Origin of the sequence: Pseudoalteromonas sp. C2R02 (assembly GCF_018860845.1) — a bacterium.
GTDB lineage: Bacteria > Pseudomonadota > Gammaproteobacteria > Enterobacterales > Alteromonadaceae > Pseudoalteromonas.
Map to the genome: position 1 here is coordinate 92,160 of NZ_JAHKQC010000008.1, position 16,699 is coordinate 108,858.

Annotated in this window: 16 protein-coding genes and 11 tRNA genes; 5 read left to right on the forward strand and 22 right to left on the reverse strand. The window is 33.8% G+C overall.

The annotated features are described in order from the left end of the window. Window positions 1-18: 18 nt before the first annotated feature. Together KO527_RS01145 and KO527_RS01150 are read right to left on the reverse strand one after the other, a co-directional pair. Window positions 19-534, reverse strand: coding sequence for an outer membrane beta-barrel protein (locus tag KO527_RS01145; RefSeq protein WP_216038576.1), 516 nt, complete (start codon window positions 532-534; stop codon window positions 19-21). 78 nt (window positions 535-612) lie between these two features. Further along, complete coding sequence (locus KO527_RS01150; protein ID WP_216038577.1) at window positions 613-1,446, reverse strand: arylamine N-acetyltransferase; 834 nt, start codon at window positions 1,444-1,446, stop codon at window positions 613-615. A 207-nt stretch (window positions 1,447-1,653) separates the two neighbouring features. Between KO527_RS01150 and KO527_RS01155 the strand changes: the two genes are divergently transcribed. Continuing rightward, complete coding sequence (locus KO527_RS01155) at window positions 1,654-2,574, forward strand: M14 family metallocarboxypeptidase (RefSeq protein WP_216038578.1); 921 nt, start codon at window positions 1,654-1,656, stop codon at window positions 2,572-2,574. A gap of 187 nt (window positions 2,575-2,761) precedes the next feature. Then, complete coding sequence (locus KO527_RS01160) at window positions 2,762-3,211, forward strand: hypothetical protein (RefSeq protein ID WP_216038579.1); 450 nt, start codon at window positions 2,762-2,764, stop codon at window positions 3,209-3,211. On the opposite strand, the gene KO527_RS01165 is transcribed toward KO527_RS01160, so the two are convergent. The 6 genes from KO527_RS01165 to norR all read right to left on the reverse strand — a co-directional run bounded on the left by KO527_RS01165 (window position 3,208) and on the right by norR (window position 8,987). Next, a complete protein-coding gene (locus KO527_RS01165; RefSeq protein ID WP_216038580.1) occupies window positions 3,208-3,519 on the reverse strand; it encodes a hypothetical protein in 312 nt (103 codons plus the stop codon). The genes KO527_RS01160 and KO527_RS01165 overlap by 4 nt on opposite strands. Before the next feature lie 19 nt (window positions 3,520-3,538). Further along, entirely contained in the window at window positions 3,539-4,258 is a 720-nt protein-coding gene (locus KO527_RS01170) for a transporter substrate-binding domain-containing protein (RefSeq protein WP_216038581.1), read from the reverse strand. A 333-nt stretch (window positions 4,259-4,591) separates the two neighbouring features. After that, entirely contained in the window at window positions 4,592-4,762 is a 171-nt protein-coding gene (locus KO527_RS26355; RefSeq protein ID WP_354668595.1) for a hemerythrin family protein, read from the reverse strand. 339 nt (window positions 4,763-5,101) lie between these two features. Further along, the gene (locus tag KO527_RS01175) at window positions 5,102-6,877 is read right to left on the reverse strand and encodes a M56 family metallopeptidase (RefSeq protein ID WP_216038582.1); all 1,776 of its coding nucleotides are present in this window, start codon (window positions 6,875-6,877) and stop codon (window positions 5,102-5,104) included. 13 nt (window positions 6,878-6,890) lie between these two features. Next, entirely contained in the window at window positions 6,891-7,274 is a 384-nt protein-coding gene (locus KO527_RS01180) for a BlaI/MecI/CopY family transcriptional regulator (protein WP_216038583.1), read from the reverse strand. A gap of 132 nt (window positions 7,275-7,406) precedes the next feature. Further along, entirely contained in the window at window positions 7,407-8,987 is a 1,581-nt protein-coding gene (norR, locus tag KO527_RS01185; protein WP_216038584.1) for a nitric oxide reductase transcriptional regulator NorR, read from the reverse strand. 246 nt (window positions 8,988-9,233) lie between these two features. Here norR and KO527_RS01190 point away from each other — a divergent pair, with 246 nt between their 5' ends. Then, window positions 9,234-9,710: a YcxB family protein gene (locus KO527_RS01190; protein ID WP_216038585.1), complete on the forward strand. Its 477-nt coding sequence runs from the start codon at window positions 9,234-9,236 to the stop codon at window positions 9,708-9,710. Between the two features lie 180 nt (window positions 9,711-9,890). On the opposite strand, the gene KO527_RS01195 is transcribed toward KO527_RS01190, so the two are convergent. The 14 genes from KO527_RS01195 to uvrY form a co-directional block, all read right to left on the reverse strand. Then, window positions 9,891-9,976: transfer RNA gene (locus KO527_RS01195), tRNA-Leu, on the reverse strand. 58 nt (window positions 9,977-10,034) lie between these two features. Beyond that, window positions 10,035-10,120, reverse strand: a tRNA-Leu gene (locus tag KO527_RS01200). A gap of 61 nt (window positions 10,121-10,181) precedes the next feature. Continuing rightward, window positions 10,182-10,255: transfer RNA gene (locus tag KO527_RS01205), tRNA-Cys, on the reverse strand. A gap of 46 nt (window positions 10,256-10,301) precedes the next feature. Beyond that, a tRNA-Gly gene (locus KO527_RS01210) sits at window positions 10,302-10,377 on the reverse strand. 67 nt (window positions 10,378-10,444) lie between these two features. Continuing rightward, window positions 10,445-10,530 (reverse strand) — tRNA-Leu (locus tag KO527_RS01215). A gap of 61 nt (window positions 10,531-10,591) precedes the next feature. Beyond that, a tRNA-Cys gene (locus tag KO527_RS01220) sits at window positions 10,592-10,665 on the reverse strand. Window positions 10,666-10,715: 50 nt separating this feature from the next. Further along, a tRNA-Gly gene (locus tag KO527_RS01225) sits at window positions 10,716-10,791 on the reverse strand. A gap of 66 nt (window positions 10,792-10,857) precedes the next feature. Then, window positions 10,858-10,943: transfer RNA gene (locus KO527_RS01230), tRNA-Leu, on the reverse strand. 69 nt (window positions 10,944-11,012) lie between these two features. Next, window positions 11,013-11,088, reverse strand: a tRNA-Gly gene (locus KO527_RS01235). 67 nt (window positions 11,089-11,155) lie between these two features. Beyond that, window positions 11,156-11,241, reverse strand: a tRNA-Leu gene (locus KO527_RS01240). A gap of 69 nt (window positions 11,242-11,310) precedes the next feature. Further along, window positions 11,311-11,386, reverse strand: a tRNA-Gly gene (locus tag KO527_RS01245). A 192-nt stretch (window positions 11,387-11,578) separates the two neighbouring features. Continuing rightward, a complete protein-coding gene (pgsA, locus tag KO527_RS01250) occupies window positions 11,579-12,130 on the reverse strand; it encodes a CDP-diacylglycerol--glycerol-3-phosphate 3-phosphatidyltransferase (protein WP_042145029.1) in 552 nt (183 codons plus the stop codon). Between the two features lie 181 nt (window positions 12,131-12,311). Then, window positions 12,312-14,132 carry an excinuclease ABC subunit UvrC gene (uvrC, locus tag KO527_RS01255; protein ID WP_216038586.1) on the reverse strand — a complete coding sequence of 607 codons (1,821 nt, stop codon included), beginning with the start codon at window positions 14,130-14,132 and terminating at the stop codon, window positions 12,312-12,314. 39 nt (window positions 14,133-14,171) lie between these two features. After that, complete coding sequence (uvrY, locus tag KO527_RS01260; RefSeq protein ID WP_042145024.1) at window positions 14,172-14,825, reverse strand: UvrY/SirA/GacA family response regulator transcription factor; 654 nt, start codon at window positions 14,823-14,825, stop codon at window positions 14,172-14,174. A 242-nt stretch (window positions 14,826-15,067) separates the two neighbouring features. Here uvrY and cysK point away from each other — a divergent pair, with 242 nt between their 5' ends. Together cysK and KO527_RS01270 are read left to right on the forward strand one after the other, a co-directional pair. Continuing rightward, window positions 15,068-16,036, forward strand: coding sequence for a cysteine synthase A (cysK, locus tag KO527_RS01265; protein ID WP_216038587.1), 969 nt, complete (start codon window positions 15,068-15,070; stop codon window positions 16,034-16,036). Between the two features lie 176 nt (window positions 16,037-16,212). Then, on the forward strand, window positions 16,213-16,656 hold the full coding sequence (locus tag KO527_RS01270; protein ID WP_216038588.1) for a hypothetical protein: 444 nt from the start codon (window positions 16,213-16,215) through the stop codon (window positions 16,654-16,656). The last annotated feature ends 43 nt before the right edge of the window (window positions 16,657-16,699 follow it).

Here is a 16,699-nt window from a genome sequence, read left to right on the forward strand (position 1 = left end):
TATAAACCTTATTTTCTTTTAGAAGTGATAATTAAAACCAAGTGAAATACCTGTAATACTTAAATCACTGTCATTATACAAAGACTGGTATCCTAATTTTACGCGTGCATTTTTAAATGAAGGTATCTCTTGATATAAAGATACTCCCCAAGCAAAACCGTTATATTCATCTGTACCATTAAAGGTATTTTCTGGCCCACTCACTGTCATTTTGGTGCTTGCATAACCCAAGGAAACATCAAGACTAAAGCCATTCACAGCATAAGATTGTAATAAGATAAAAGCAGCTTTGCTATTTTCTAAATCAAATTCCATATTGTAGATATTGTCGGTTTGATTACCCGATATATATTGTCCTTCAATTGCTATCTGTTTATAAATACTTGTACCTAATCTAAAGGCTGCCATACCCGTATTTGCAGACTCATCTGAAATTTCAATATCAGAGTGAAAATAATCAACACCAATAAAACTAGAGTTTGCAAAACCAGGCAATGTTGTAAATAGGCATAAAAGAGGGAGAGATTTCATCATATGTAACAGCTAAGTTCCTTTTTAAGTGAAATCAAATTTTATATTGATATTTAACTGATTTCTATTGTTTTAATGTAACTATGACGCTTTTTTAGTATTTTTCTCAAGTAAGTTCATTTGATGTTCGTAAATAAAATGAGCTTCCTCATTTGAAATAGATATTTTAAAATTTTCTTGAAGTAACTGTCTTAATACAAAGGAGTTCTCAATAAGCTTTGATAAATGTGTATTTAAACTATCATCATATTTTGTAAATGTGAGGTTTCGTATTAAGTAACGTGTGTCTTTATCTATTCTTGAGACAACAAGGTGATTTACAAATGCCGCTTGCTCATGTTTATGACTATAAAAGTGAGATATGTCACAATCTGTTTCAGTCGCTTCTGATAAATCTAAACGATATAAAGTGACAGGTTTTAACTCATTGGTTTTTATAATGCGATAGGTATTTCTATCATCTAATTCAACTTGATACTGTGCAAAAGGCAAAATGGTATTATCACTTTGAGAAAGCGCAATCAAACCTCTCGGACTCATCACACCAAAACCAACATCAATAATATACTGTTGATTATTTAAAGTAAGCAAAGTCAACCTATGGCTTCTGCCATTTTCAGGATCGTTATTAAGCATCACCCGCGCTATTAAAGGCCTGACTTCAAAACCTAAATGCTCCAATGCAAGGTAGAAAATTTTATTGTGTTCAAAGCAATAACCCCCCGTACTTTGCTGAATAACTCGTTCAAAAAGAGGCTTTGGTTCTAAACTTAAATCTTTGTTTAAAATAACATTCAAGCTACTAAAGCTAAACAATGAAATATGTTTGTTGATCATAGTTTCAATTAAATCATGCTCTTTTAAGTTAAAAGGTAAATCTAGTATTTCAAAGTAATTGTTAAGGTAATTGCGCATAAAACTCTCCAAGAGTGATTAATATGACGCGACTTTAAAACCTTAGGTTAACTTTAGGTAAAGCAATATTTTTAATTAATTTATTTAACGCTGATATTCTCAGTGATCAGACTTGATATAAACATCGCTGGGGTTTATTCTTCCATTTTTTAAAAGGTATAAAATATAATACCTTTTATTATTAGTAGTTAACATTAAGGTATTTTTATGAGCAACCAAACAAACAAGCAAATAGGCACTGCAGGTATAAAATGGGGTGTTGACGAAAAAAAACTTTGGCTTTCTATGCAAAGTATTAAACGCTCATATCAAGATGAAGTTGTAAGTAAAATTAAAGCGCTTAAGTCAGACTTTGATATCACACAGTATGGTGCACTTTCTTATGATGAAGCTCAATACCCTTTGTTTGTTGTTAAAAGTCGTAATTGGGACACAAATAAGCCTACTATTTTAGTGACAGGCGGCGTACACGGTTATGAAACGAGTGGTGTACATGGTGCGTTAGCATTCTTAGAATCTAAAGCTTTAAATTATACAAATCATTTTAATATTGTTGTTACTCCATGTATTAGCCCTTGGGGATACGAAACTATTAATAGATGGAACCCAAATGCTGATGATCCTAATCGTTCTTTTTATAAAAATAGTCCGGCAGAAGAGTCAGCGGCTTTAATGCAATGCATTGCATCTCTTGATACTCAAATTACCGCACATATTGATTTACATGAAACAACAGATACAGATAATACACGTTTTAGACCAGCTTTAGCTGCTCGTGATGCGGTAGAACACACAAACTGGAATATTCCTGATGGTTTCTATCTTGTTGGCGATACAATAAACCCTGCTGTAGACTTTCAAACAGCCATTATAAAATCTGTTGAAAAAGTAACGCATATTGCACCTGCAGATAAGCAAGGCAATATTATTGGCGCACCATTAGAGCAATTCGGTGTAATAAACTACGCTACAACTAAATTAAGTTTATGTATTGGCTTTACTCATGCTCCTTACTCAACTACCACAGAAGTTTACCCTGATAGCCCTAAAGCAACAGATGAAGATTGTATCAATGCACAAGTTGCAGCTATAACAGGTGGTTTAGATTACATTATTGAAAATACATAAGTTAATTTTGCATTCTAAATTTTTTAATTTAAATTTATCTAACAGTTACCTAAATTTAATGCAAGTGTAGTTGTAATTTAATGTAATCTGCAAGATGAAATTAAACAAAATTCATATAGTAACACCTGCGTTCAATATGAATACCATTCTTAAATTAGAATGGTATTCACCTTACAGGATTTACATTATGATTTTTTCTTTTAAAAAAGCACTCCTAACAGCAGCTATATTTAGTGTTTTTTCAGCAACTGCCACGCAAAACACCTATCTAGAAACCCTTAAAAATATGAACTTTGACGAGCTTGCTGCCCAATATGATATTGCATTTGAAGGTGATCAAATATTTTTTAAAGGAAATGTGGTTTCAATACTCAATACCTGCATGGCTGATCCACACACCATACGCACTAAGTCGAAAGTCGTCATTGAAACACTAGATGATGAAGACTTTATTGTTATAGGTCATGACTACCTTTATAAATCAGTCAATGGTTTGAAAGCTATGGTTGATGGTGACAGCGTTAAATATATTAACCACACTATTGCTACAGAAAAAAATATTCATATTGTCACCAATGATGATGATTTGGACTTTGATCATTTATTTAGTAAAAGGTATAAAATCAAAAAGTGTTAATCACAAAAAGCATGGCGTAAAAAATCATTTTTACATTGATTATAATTTTCTTCAGAACAATTAATATAATTTATCGCTAATAAATACTGGGCTTGCAGACATTTTCCTTCTTGTGCTAGCTCATATTCATTCATAACAATATGCATTGCCTCAACAGTGCACTCATCTTCACCTTGACCAATCTCTACCTCATCAGGCTCAAAGTTATCCAGCATCCAAATTTGTAATTTTTCTATTGAAATTTTTTCTTCACCCCAAGATTGTATTATCTCTAATAATTGCAACTTGGTGATCTGTTTTTTATTCATTAACATCTCTTTTATAAATTTATTTTCTTTGATGATTGAGCTTTAATAATTCATTTTTAAAGTTATTAACTAAGCTTTGATCTGTCGTTAAGCTAAAAGCCATACAAATAGCATTATTAGAATAATTTTTTAATTCTAATACCTTAGTTAAGCTATTTTCGGGTTTATTTAATGATCGCAATAATTGGTTAGCAGTAAATTCTGTTTGAACAAGAAAGTCTACTCTATTCAAAAAGAGTTTATTGATACTAACCTCATCACTAGAGGTGACATCTAAATTAATACCAGACTCAAAACCAACTGAGCGTAAATACTCATGTGAGCTATCACCACGATTGATGCTAATTGTATGTTGTTTTACTTGCTCTAAATTATTAACTTTTAAGTCATATCTATTTTTAAGCTTAAATAAATACACTTTAACTGGTGGCAGTAAAGGGCAAATCCATTGAAATTTATCAACTCTTTCAGGTGTTTTAAAAATTGAATAAATTAAAGTATTATCATTTTTCTGAGCTATCATCATGGCTCTAGCCCAAGGGTAGCTTTTTATTGTATAGCTTAACTTTAACTTATCTAATATTGTTTTTACTTTATCAGTAGCACGGCCGATTACTTGCCCTTTTTGATTATGGTAATTATATGGATACCACTGCTCAGTCACAACATTAATATGAATTTGAGCATTGAGGTTAAAAGATAATAAGCCTACCACAAATGCTAAAATAAACTTATACATAACTTATCTTCATAAATACAATAACCCAACTTATAATCGATTCAATATAAGCTTATAGTACCATTTTATTTAAGCTTAATCTTCGCGAATATAGCAAGTATCCTCTTCTTCATATAGCGTTGTTATTTGATTTCGCCCATTTTCTTTTGATATATAAAGTGCTTTATCGCGGCTTCTATCGGTCCATGTATTGAATATTCACTCAAATATCTTCACCCAATGTAATTTCAAAAGTAACAATATGATCCACAAACCATTGCGTTAAGAATTCTATCGTTTCTACAAGTACAAGCTGATTACTTTGCTTCTGCGTTAGCATGTTTTACAGCTCATTTAAACGGGATAAAAAATACGATGCTGCTTTTTATGATTGTTATAATCTGGAAAGGATATTTTTTGCATTAATTGCTCTTCACGAGCAAAGTGATGCTTAGTGTAATCAACTAAGGTGATAAATATCTTATCAATGTCATCATCACTGCTATGATTATGTAGACAGGCAATTGATTGAGGGTATCTATAAGAAACTTGTGATCTTCATCTATTGAGGATAAACCAACACTTAAATCCGATGTCCATTGAAATTTTGAACCAATATTGATTGTATTTTGTTAGATTAATCTCTCATTTTCATAAGACATTTTACCCCCTTTCTGAGTTTTAATTATAAATCAAACGCCTTGTAATGAGCCTTTATATAAAATGCAGAGGGCGTACGAACAACTCAGTAATTGTATAACTTATATACTTTGTTAGATAAGAGAATTCTGTTAATCAAAGTTAAAGTTAAAGTTTATAACGATAACAAGCACGGTTATTTAAAATAACTACCGTTTCTTTATATTAGTGTTTAATAATACGAGATCCCGTTGTTATAGTCATTTTGTCTCTATTGGGTTTAACAAAAGAGAACAATTTTGTTTCTCGCATTACTGCCTCATTGCCATTAACTGTACCAGGTGAAAACTCCCATTTCTTTATTGCTTTTCTAACAGCTCTTTTTAAATGTCTTTTAGTTTCTCCAACAAACTCAATATCTGTTGCTTTACCAGTTAAGTCAACTGTAAACTCAATCACTACGTCCCCTTTATAGCCTCTCCGTTGTGCAGATTCAGTATATATTGGATTGACCATTTTTAATGTCTTTGGTGGGATCACTAATGGCGCATATTCTTCAACGACTTTTTTTGTCGCTAATGTAATATTATCTTTTTCATCTAATTGATCATTAGTGAGCATTGCAATATTTTGGATAACATCTTCTTTGATAGCACTAACATTTAAAGGTAAGTGTCTATAATTGTTGCGACTCTCAGGTTGTTTAATTAATTCATCAATTAGCTTTTTGTTTGTCTTTATTCTTAACTCATTAAGTTTTATTGCTACCTTGTCCTTATCTAAATTAGGCGTATCTGCTTTGTCTACTGATGATTTATTATTCTTAATTGTTTTATCATCATTGATTTGTTTATTATTCTTAATAACAATAGCCGCTGGAAGTTGTTTTTTTATATCATGGCTTTTTTTAGTTTTAGCATTAATGTGTGACGCGACACCTTTTACGACTTGTTTAGGTTGAGATTTTACTAAACTTATATTTTTAAGGGTTGCTAGTTCAGTAATGTCTTTACTCTGCACCATACCTACAACTTTATATGAACTAAAAATTAAGCTCACAACGAATAAACCTAATAAGCCTGCAAGTCCACTTTTGGCATATTTTGGAGTACATGTATGCTCACCTACAACTCTTGATACTCTACTCTTTAAATCCCCCCCTGTTGCAGCCATCGCCATTGAAGGAATTGTATTTGGTCTGAGTTCTTCAGCATTTAGAAGCGCTTTAGCATAATCTATTTTTATATTTTGATTTTTAACAGCTATATCATCACAGCAATATTCTCGATCTATCCTGATCTGTTTAGAAATCCATTTAACTGCTGGATGATAAAACAAAAATACCTCCACCAAGGATTGTATTAAGTTTATAAAATAATCATATCTTTTAACATGTGCTAATTCATGTGCGATTAATAGCTTTAATTGTTCATTGCTAAGCCCTGAAACCATATTTACTGGCACTAAAATAACAGGTTTAAGCCACCCAATTACCATAGGTACATCGACTAATTTAGATACTAACAAACGCACATTTTGAGACACATATAATGACTGTTTTATTGAGATAAATAATTCATTTAGCCATTGTTCAGGTTCACTTACTTGCGTTTTAGGTAATTTATAAATGGACAGTAATGCTTTGCAATAACCCATACTTAAATAGCTAACACCCATCAGCCAAATGATTGATAATAAAGGAAGATAGCTAACAGTGCTTAATTCTAAGTTTGATAATAGATTATTACCTCTGACGAGCACTGGGGTATGAGTTAATTGAGTTTTATAAACAATGAAATATGTAATAATTGGAGTAATTAAACATAGTATTAGAGTCAATATACTTAGGTTATATCTAAGATTAGCGTATTTATTACTTATGAGTTTAAGCGCGGCACTTAAAAATAAGCCTAACACTGTACCTTGCCATAGAAAATGGAGCAAAGTAATTGATAAAGAATTAAAAACAGGGCTGTTGATAAAAGTATTTAGAAAATCCATTTAGCTATCTCTATTATTTATTTTGCTTTTCTAATGTATTTAGTAACTTTCTGATATCATTGATTTCATCTGAACTTGCCTTTTTTCCTAAAGCGCTTACAACAAGATCATACTTTGAACCGCTGAAAACTTTGGCTATCACATCTTTAACAACAGAGTTTTGTGTATTGCCGGCAGATTCTTTTGCTTTATATAAATGCGCTCGGGAAGATTCATCTCGTTCAACTAAGCCTTTTTCATGCATAACCTGTAATGTTTTTAATGTTGTTGTATAACCGGTTGATTGCTCTGCACTGAGTACTTCATGAACTTGGCGTACTGAAGCAGGCTGAACTTTCCACAAAATATTAAGTATATTTAGCTCCGATCTGGTTGGCACCACTTTTTTACAAATCATTATACACTCGAATTTAAATTAGATACTAACGGGACTAATATACGAGTTTCATCGTAAATCGCAACATATATTTAACTTATTAATTGAATTAATTTCACAACACTAAATTTAGAGTATAAAAAAGATTCAAAGCTAAAAAATTGATTTTGTAACTTTAATATTTAATCTTTTAGATAAACGGTTCAAATTAGCGCGATCGGTTTCTAACCTTCTTGCTGTTGCAGCCCAATTACCGTTTTCTTCAGTTAAAATCTGTTTTATTAGCTTTGTCTGAAAATTAGCGGTTTCATTTCGTAAGTTTAAATGTAGTTTTTCAGTGTGCAGATCAGTCTCAGAAATAATGCCGTGTTTGATCTCACTTTTCAAAGTATCCGAAGACAGTTGACCACAATCCTCAACTTCAATTGTAATGATCTCTTTATGTTTTTGTCTAGATCGTGCTTTTAATGCCGCTCGACTGATCACATGCTCTAACTCTCTCACATTACCCGGCCAATTATACTGGTTTAAATATGTTAACGCATTATGGCTCATTTTTATTTGGCCAATACCTAGTTTTCTCCCTACTTGTTCAACAAAATAACCTGCTAATAATTGAATATCTCCCGCCCTTTCTTTTAATGAAGGTACTCTAACGGGATAAACACTTAATCTGTGGTATAGGTCAGCTCTAAATCTATTACCGTCAACTTCTTCTTTAAGATTTCGATTTGTTGCTGCAAAGATACGCACGTTTACTTCTTCAACATTATCTTGACCTACAGGCTGGATCTCGTTATTTTGAATTGCGCGTAAAATTTTACTTTGTGCGGCTAATGGCAGTTCACCAATTTCATCTAAAAATAATGTGCCATTATCTGCAATAGAAAACTTACCAGCTCTACTTTTATCAGCTCCTGTAAATGCGCCCCTAACATGACCAAATAACTCACTTTCTATTAAATTTTCAGGTAAAGCTGCACAGTTTACATAAACTAAAGGACCATTTGAACGAAATGATTTTTGATGCAACGTACGTGCTACAAGTTCCTTACCTACGCCAGTTTCACCATAAATCAAAATATTGAAATCAGAAGCCGCAACAATATCAATTTCTTGTTTTAGCTTATTCATAATTGAACTTTGGCCTATGAGCTCTCCACCATCGCGCATTAAAGCTTCTTCAGTCAATTCGGCAACAACTTTTTGTGAATGTAATGCTTGTGATTCTAATAAGTCAATCATTAAGGCCGTATTTAATGTTGTCGCTGCAATTGCAGCTATTACTTCTAAAGTACGATTAGGAATATCATCAAATGCATGTGGCGTTAAACTGTCTATGGTCAATAAACCAAGTAATTTATCATCAAAAAATAAAGGTAAGCCCATGCATGCATGAACAGGTAAATCTCCTTCTTTATCGATCAATAAACCATCGTATGGGTCAGGTAATTCGCTCTCAGCTGAAAATCTAACGGGTATTTTTGACTTACATAATATATCAAACCTTGGATGTTCATTTATTTTAAACCGTCGCCCTAAAGTATCTCTACTTAAACCTTGCAGTGCGAGCGGTTTTAACAAGTCTTGGTGATAAGATAATAAAGCAACCGCATCACATTGAATTGTCTTTCGAACGGTATCTAATAAGCGATCAAATCGGTCTTTGGAACTAAGGCTATTTGCTAAATCTAGAGCAAGTTCAATTAAGGCTGTAGAGGTTATATTATTCATTTTGAGACACATTTTAGAAGTTAATATAAACATACAGCATAGTCATAATGACTACAATTAAATTTATTTAGAACTGATTGTTTTGGCCTAAGAAGTGAACTTTTTGTATTTTCTTCTAGTTAATTTAGATTATGAAACCTCCAAAAAACTCACTAGCTGAATCGTACTACTAGCATATTTAAAATTTTATCGATTTAATAAATACTTCTAGGTAAAATAGTTAAAATTCATTTTTGATATAGTTAAATGCCAACAGAATTTATTTTTTCTACCAGTTACGTTTTAGATAAAACGCATTTTAGTGAGTGCTATGATGAATCTGTTACAACAGATACCAGCATACGAGCGTATTACAAATCCATTGGTTTATTCACCGCTGGCGTAATTTTAATTTTTAGCCCAATTGATAAATATTTAGCTTGGTTTATTTTGTCTCTTGGTGTGATAGAAGCATTAAATGTTTATTACAACAAAGCTTGGTGGTTAATGCGCCAAAGACTCAGTAAAGCATCAGGCAATACTGTTAATTTGATCATTAATGATGATGGTGTATTTGTAAAATCAGATTTTGTAGATGCTAAAACATTATGGTCTCAAATAAACAAAATAGAACAGACTGAAAAAGGCTTTTTATTAACATTAGATAAAAGCACCAGTTATATTTCAAATAGATGTTTATCTGATGAAGCTAAGTTATTTATAATTGATAAAGTAAATAAATAAAATTATCCAATAGCGCTATTTCTGTACTATCAATTATTGCAGGCAATGGCGCTTTTCTATATTTAAAAATATAGATTGATAATATATTTATCTAAAAGTATAGATTTTTAATTAAATGGGATACTTAAAAGTAATTAAAGTTTATATAAGGAAGTATTTTTTGAATTAACAATATAGAAATGGTGCCCGAGGCCGGACTTGAACCGGCACACTCTAAGAGCGAGGGATTTTAAATCCCTTGTGTCTACCAATTCCACCACTCGGGCATCGAGTTGTATCACTTAAAGTGATCGTGTGGAGCATCTTCAAATACTAAATTAACAATGGTGCCCGAGGCCGGACTTGAACCGGCACACTCTAAGAGCGAGGGATTTTAAATCCCTTGTGTCTACCAATTCCACCACTCGGGCATCGAGTTGCTAATTAAAGCTTTGTGGACTATTTATAGCTTGCATTGGTGAGCAATAAAAATGGAGGCGGAACCCGGAGTCGAACCGAGGTGGACGGATTTGCAATCCGCTGCATGGCCACTCTGCCATTCCGCCATTTTTTGCTATAAATACTAAATTTTAATTCGATAGTAAGAATTTTTGGAGCGGTACACGAGGCTCGAACTCGTGACCTCGACCTTGGCAAGGTCGCGCTCTACCAGCTGAGCTAGTACCGCATCACATTTAGTATATTTACAGTTTAACTATTCTGTTTTCCACTTTTAAATAAGCCATTATTTAAAATGGTGCCCGAGGCCGGACTTGAACCGGCACACTCTAAGAGCGAGGGATTTTAAATCCCTTGTGTCTACCAATTCCACCACTCGGGCATCGAGTTGCAATCAAATAGATGAATGCGTGTGGAAACTACAAATCATTTATAAATATAAATGGAGGCGGAACCCGGAGTCGAACCGAGGTGGACGGATTTGCAATCCGCTGCATGGCCACTCTGCCATTCCGCCATAACGATTAAATCATTGTAGGCTAATTTTTAATTCTTTTAGCAAGAAATTGGAGCGGTACACGAGGCTCGAACTCGTGACCTCGACCTTGGCAAGGTCGCGCTCTACCAGCTGAGCTAGTACCGCATCACATTTAGAAATTTATCGTTTTTCTAAAACGTTTTCCAATTTTAAATAAGCCATTATTTAAAATGGTGCCCGAGGCCGGACTTGAACCGGCACACTCTAAGAGCGAGGGATTTTAAATCCCTTGTGTCTACCAATTCCACCACTCGGGCATCGAGTTGCTATCATTATTAATGAAAGCGTGTGGAATATTAAATGCTCATTGATGAACAATTAATATTTGGAGCGGTACACGAGGCTCGAACTCGTGACCTCGACCTTGGCAAGGTCGCGCTCTACCAGCTGAGCTAGTACCGCATCACATTTAGAAATTTATCGTTTTTCTAAAAACGTTTTCCACTTTTAAATAAACCATTATTTAAAATGGTGCCCGAGGCCGGACTTGAACCGGCACACTCTAAGAGCGAGGGATTTTAAATCCCTTGTGTCTACCAATTCCACCACTCGGGCATCGAGTTGCTATCATTATTAATGAAGGCATGTGGAATATTAATTACTCATTGAGGAACAATTAATATTTGGAGCGGTACACGAGGCTCGAACTCGTGACCTCGACCTTGGCAAGGTCGCGCTCTACCAGCTGAGCTAGTACCGCATCACATAAGAACATATTTTAAGATTTAACTCTTTAGCAGCTGAACTTAAACCGCTTTGCTTTTGATGTTTAGGAGTTGCCCCCCTCTCAACACGAACGCATTCTACAGAGATTATATTACGCGTCAACACTAAAATGACACTTTTAAACTGTTTGCTCATTTTTCAGCTAAAGCGTTGTAAAAATGCACACTTAACCAGCTTTTTTGCTCAAATCAGACCATGCTGCTTGTAAATATTGCACCATAGACCACAAAGTAAGGACCGTTGCTAAGTATAAACAGGCATAACTTAAATAGGTCATCCAAGTATCGAACTGCCAAGTAAGACCCATTATGGATAACATTTGTGCAGCAGTTTTTATTTTACCCAATTGTGATACAGCAACAGAGCCTCTTTTGCCTTGCTCTGCCATCCACTCTCTCAAAGCTGAAATAATAACTTCTCTACTTATTATTAAAACTGCAGGTATGGTGATATAAATACTTTGGTAATGTTCAACTAATACGATTAATGCGACTGAAACCATTACTTTATCAGCAACAGGATCTAAAAAAGCACCAAATGGAGTTGATTGCTTGAGTTTACGAGCGAGATACCCATCTAGCACATCAGTTACGGCAGCTAACCAAAAAACAAATGCAGCGCCAAAAAACGCCCATGAATAAGGTAAATAAAATATCACCAAAAAGATTGGGATAAGGAAAATTCTGAAGGCTGTTATAATATTAGGTATATTCCACATAACTACTTGTGTTTACTTTTTTTTGTATATTCGCATGAAGCATAATCTTTTACCATGCAAATGATTAAAATTAAATTGAACTCTTTGTTTATTGATAACGTAAAGTCAAATCCGTTAATAAGCTTATGGCTCACTTATTCTCTTATTTATTAAAATCTCCTATACCATATTCCTGCTTAATCTATTTATCATGTAGGTGATTATAAATTTTTTCTGCTATTGTAGGGCTGATCCCTGGTACCTTATTTAGCTGTTCGATATTTGCCGCTAATACACCTTGAATTCCGCCCAAATACTTTAATACTGCTTGTCTTCTTTTTAGTCCTACACCTGATATTTCTTCTAATACAGACTGGTTTCGTTGTTTTTGTCTTTTATTCCTATGTCCAGCAATCGCAAATCGATGAGATTCATCTCGAATATGTTGAATTAAATGCAGTGCAGGAGAATGTGAGTCTAAATTTATAGTTTTTCTACCAGCATCCATTAATAAGGTCTCTAAACCCGGCTTTCTGCTTGTTCCTTTTGCTACCCCTATTAATAAAGGTAACTTTTCCAGATGCCAATCTTTAAAAAACGTTTCCGCTTGAGATAACTGCCCTTTACCACCATCTATAAATATTACATCAGGTACTTTAGATTCGTCGATCATTTTGCTATATCGTTTTTTTAATGCAAAGGCCATAGCGGCATAATCATCACCGCCTGTGATCCCTACTACATTAAAACGTCTATATTCTTTTTTATTTGGTCCATTAGAATCAAATACAACACATGAAGCAACCGTATTTTCTCCCATTGTATGGCTAATATCAAAACACTCCATGCGATTAATATTATCTAACTGTAATGTTTCTTTTAATAAATCATATCTTTTAGTTATTGAATCTTGTGCACTTTGTTTTATTACTATGCTATTTAAAGCGTTTTTATTAGCAAGTTGCAGATATTTATATTTCTCCCCTCTGGCGACAGTCTGTAGCTTTATCTTTCTTTCACTCACTTGTGTTAATGCTATTTCTAATTCTGCTTGCTCAGGATAAATAAAAGGTAAAATCACCTCTTTTGGGATCCGTGAGCCATTTGTCACTGATAAGTAATATTGGGAAAGAAAAGACGATAAAACTTCAGTATCCATTGAATCTTTCGGGATCTTAGGATAAAAAGTTTTACTCCCTAAAATTTTATGATCACGAATAATCAAAATATGAATCGCTGTTAAACCATTTTTTGATTCAAAGCCGATAACATCTAATTCTGCATGTGTACCAGAAACTGATTGCTGCTCTTGCATTTTTGTTAATACAAGTATTTGATCTCTAAAAGTTGCTGCTTTTTCAAAGTTAAGCGCAATACTTGCCGCTTCCATTTTATTCACTAGCTCAGAAATAACTTGAGAGGATTTACCGCTTAAAAATAAACGAACAAAGTCTACTTGCTCTTTATAATCACTTGCATTTATTTCGTTCACGCAAGGCGCAGAGCATCTTTTTAGTTGGTATTGTAAACAAGGTCTACTTCGCGCGCGATAATAAGCATCTTCACACTGACGTACGGGGAAAATTTTCTGCATCAAGCGCAAACTTTGAGAAACAGCACCAGAACTTGGATATGGTCCAAAATACTCGCCTTTGATTTTTTGCGCGCCGCGATGAAATGTTAACCTGGGATGGGTATGATCAGTTAATAGTATATAAGGATAAGATTTATCATCTCTTAGTAATATATTGTACCTAGGTTGGTACTGTTTTATTAGATTATTTTCTAATAAAAGCGCTTCAGTTTCTGTATTGGTCAGTGTGACTTCGATTGCACAAATATTTTTAACCAGAGCCCGAGTTTTACTTTCAGGAATATTCTCCCGAAAGTAACTCGTAACACGATTTCTTAAATTTTTTGCTTTACCAACATAGATAACTTGCTGTTCTTTATCTAACATCCTGTAGACACCAGGTTCTTCTGATAAAGACTTTAAAAACGTTTTTAGATCAAATGACTGCATTAATGTACTCAAACTATTTTAACTTCAGGTTAAAGCTAATTAAAAACCTTCAGAATCAATATCAATCATTTTATGGCGAATTGCTAAATGTGTTAATTCAACATCTCCACCTATATTTAATTTTTCAAACATGCGATAGCGATAACTATTAACCGTTTTTGACGTTAAATTTAATTGCTCTGCTATATTTTGTACTTTTTCACCTTTAGTGATCATCAACATGATTTGTAATTCACGATCCGATAAGCTTTTAAAAGGATTTTCATCAGTTCGACCACTAAATTGCGCTAAAGCAATTTGTTGTGCTATTTCAGGTGCGATATACCTTTGACCTGATTTCACTGCTTTTATCGCATGAACCATCTCGTTAGAGCCTGCACTCTTGGTTAAATAACCATGGGCACCCATTTGCATCACTTTGCTTGGGAATGGGTCTTCACAATGTACTGTTAATACAATTACTTTAACATCGGGGCAAAAACGACATATTTTTTTAGTTGCCTCTAATCCACCTATACCTGGCATATTCATATCCATCAATACGATATCGGGATGGTTTTGACGGCAAAATTGAACTGCTTCTTCACCTGTTTTAGCTTCACCAACAACTTTAAAACCGCGAACATCATCAAGAATACGCTTGATCCCCGTTCTAACAAGTTCATGATCATCAACTAACAGCACGTTTATCAAAGGTTTTTCCTTATAGGATAAAATATTAATCATACGATATAACTATGCGAGAATAATCAATACTGGGCCTTGTGTAAACAAAGATATGCCTGCTTTTTTATAATTCTTATGGCATTTATCACAAAAATGCACTTTAATTTATTGTTTTGATATATCTTATAGCCAAACTTTACTTTTGTTTTAGCTAATACCTTGTATCGTTAAAACATTAACTTCCTACTTTTATTGATCAAAGGAATACCATGTCTAACATTTTTGAAGATAACTCACTAAGCATTGGCAATACACCATTAGTGAAATTAAACCGCGTAACAACAGGCAATGTATTTGCTAAAGTAGAAGCTCGTAATCCAAGTTTCAGCGTCAAATGTCGTATTGGCGCATCTATGATTTGGGAAGCTGAAAAGTCAGGTGAATTAACAACTGATAAAGAACTGATTGAACCAACATCTGGCAATACAGGTATCGCTTTAGCATTTGTTGCAGCTTCTCGCGGATATAAGTTAACACTTACTATGCCTAACACTATGAGTTTAGAACGTCGTAAACTATTAAAAGCATTAGGTGCTAATGTTGTTCTAACTGAAGGCGCAAAAGGCATGAAAGGCGCAATTGAAAAAGCCCAAGAAATTCAACAAAGCGCGCCTGATAAATTCATTCTTTTACAACAGTTTGAAAATCCAGCAAATCCTAAAATTCACTTTGAAACTACGGGTCCTGAAATCTTTGATGCAACTGACGGTAAAGTAGACTATTTTGTAGCTGGTGTTGGTACTGGTGGTACTATCACAGGTGTTAGCCGTTACCTTAAAGTAGAGAAAAAGCTAGATATGAAATCTGTTGCAGTAGAGCCAGCTGACTCTCCTGTAATTAAACAAAAACTTGCGGGTGAAGATTTAACACCTGGTCCTCATAAAATTCAAGGGATCGGTGCAGGTTTCATTCCTGGTAACTTAGATTTAGAAATGATTGATGAAGTTGCGCTTGTAACAAACGAAGAAGCAATTGAAATGTCTCATAGACTTATGAAAGAAGAAGGTATCTTAGCAGGCATTTCATCTGGTGCTGCAGTTGTTGCCGCTTCTCGCATTGCAGAAAAACCTGAAAATGAAGATAAAAATATTGTTGTTATCTTACCAAGTTCTGCAGAGCGTTACTTATCAAGCCCATTATTTGCAGATAAATTCAGCGATGATGAATTAGTACAATAATCTAAATTTTTTAGATTTCACATCCATTAAAACCAGCTTAACTATTTTAGCTGGTTTTTTTTATCTCTCCTTATAAATACCTTTTCGATTCACATCATCACTTTACAACTCTTTATTTAGCATTAAACTAAAATACATAAATATAAATAACTGCAAATTTTCGCAAGGTTCTATTCATGTACCCTTTACGTATTGTTTTTACACTTTTCATTCTGACGTTTTTAACTGCCTGTTCAGATGATGGTCCTGAAGTGTCTGGTGATAATGACTCTCCAGAATATGCGGCAACTGTTTTTTTCTATGCGATTTATGAAGAAAAAGATTTGAAAAAAACCATGTCTATGGCAACGCCTAAACTAGCAAGGATCATTAAGTCTTATGGTAGTACCAGACAATTTGCAAGAAACTTGATAAATATGCAATTTGATACTGTAAACATTGAAATAGATAGAACGAGTAAAAGTATCAGAAAACGTTATGGTGACAAAGCAACAATAACGCTTATTTTTTCAGGTACACATCTCGGTAAAAAAGTGGACGATATGCGAAGTGTTAAACTAATCAATAAAAAAGGAAAATGGTTCATTGAAAAGATAGTTGATGACCCATACGCAAGATAATCACCATATAAAAAAGCAGTATGACAAAATCATACTGCTTAAA